Here is a 1,744-nt window from a genome sequence, read left to right as displayed (position 1 = left end):
CAAATTGCTTGGGTGTTATATGGTCAAGCCTCACGGGCAATTAGTATTGGTTAGCTCAACGCCTCACAGCGCTTACACACCCAACCTATCAACGTCGTAGTCTTCGACGGCCCTTCAGGGGACTCAAGGTCCCAGTGAGATCTCATCTTGAGGCAAGTTTCCCGCTTAGATGCTTTCAGCGGTTATCTTTTCCGAACATAGCTACCCGGCAATGCCACTGGCGTGACAACCGGAACACCAGAGGTTCGTCCACTCCGGTCCTCTCGTACTAGGAGCAGCCCCTCTCAAATCTCAAACGTCCACGGCAGATAGGGACCGAACTGTCTCACGACGTTCTAAACCCAGCTCGCGTACCACTTTAAATGGCGAACAGCCATACCCTTGGGACCGGCTTCAGCCCCAGGATGTGATGAGCCGACATCGAGGTGCCAAACACCGCCGTCGATATGAACTCTTGGGCGGTATCAGCCTGTTATCCCCGGAGTACCTTTTATCCGTTGAGCGATGGCCCTTCCATACAGAACCACCGGATCACTAAGACCTACTTTCGTACCTGCTCGACGTGTCTGTCTCGCAGTCAAGCGCGCTTTTGCCTTTATACTCTACGACCGATTTCCGACCGGTCTGAGCGCACCTTCGTACTCCTCCGTTACTCTTTAGGAGGAGACCGCCCCAGTCAAACTACCCACCATACACTGTCCTCGATCCGGATAACGGACCTGAGTTAGAACCTCAAAGTTGCCAGGGTGGTATTTCAAGGTTGGCTCCACGCGAACTGGCGTCCACGCTTCAAAGCCTCCCACCTATCCTACACAAGCAAATTCAAAGTCCAGTGCAAAGCTATAGTAAAGGTTCACGGGGTCTTTCCGTCTAGCCGCGGATACACTGCATCTTCACAGCGATTTCAATTTCACTGAGTCTCGGGTGGAGACAGCGCCGCCATCGTTACGCCATTCGTGCAGGTCGGAACTTACCCGACAAGGAATTTCGCTACCTTAGGACCGTTATAGTTACGGCCGCCGTTTACCGGGGCTTCGATCAAGAGCTTCGCGTTAGCTAACCCCATCAATTAACCTTCCGGCACCGGGCAGGCGTCACACCCTATACGTCCACTTTCGTGTTTGCAGAGTGCTGTGTTTTTAATAAACAGTCGCAGCGGCCTGGTATCTTCGACCGGCGTGGGCTTACGGAGCAAGTCCTTCACCCTCACCGGCGCACCTTCTCCCGAAGTTACGGTGCCATTTTGCCTAGTTCCTTCACCCGAGTTCTCTCAAGCGCCTTGGTATTCTCTACCCAACCACCTGTGTCGGTTTGGGGTACGGTTCCTGGTTACCTGAAGCTTAGAAGCTTTTCTTGGAAGCATGGCATCAACCACTTCGTGTTCTAAAAGAACACTCGTCATCAGCTCTCGGCCTTGGAATCCCGGATTTACCTAAGATTCCAGCCTACCACCTTAAACTTGGACAACCAACGCCAAGCTGGCCTAGCCTTCTCCGTCCCTCCATCGCAATAACCAGAAGTACAGGAATATTAACCTGTTTTCCATCGACTACGCTTTTCAGCCTCGCCTTAGGGACCGACTAACCCTGCGTCGATTAACGTTGCGCAGGAAACCTTGGTCTTTCGGCGTGGGTGTTTTTCACACCCATTGTCGTTACTCATGTCAGCATTCGCACTTCTGATACCTCCAGCAAGCTTCTCAACTCACCTTCACAGGCTTACAGAACGCTCCTCTACCGCATCA

At 52.6% G+C, this 1,744-nt stretch carries 1 rRNA gene; it reads right to left on the bottom strand.

The features are described 5' to 3' along the window. Positions 1-19: 19 nt before the first annotated feature. Positions 20-1,744: ribosomal RNA gene (locus ACM6G4_RS18640) — 23S ribosomal RNA — on the bottom strand; the annotation flags it as partial.

This window comes from Pseudomonas sp. IT-P258, from assembly GCF_949767825.1.
Classification (GTDB): Bacteria; Pseudomonadota; Gammaproteobacteria; order Pseudomonadales; family Pseudomonadaceae; genus Aquipseudomonas; species Aquipseudomonas monachiensis.
This window is presented reverse-complemented; position numbering and strand designations above follow the sequence as displayed.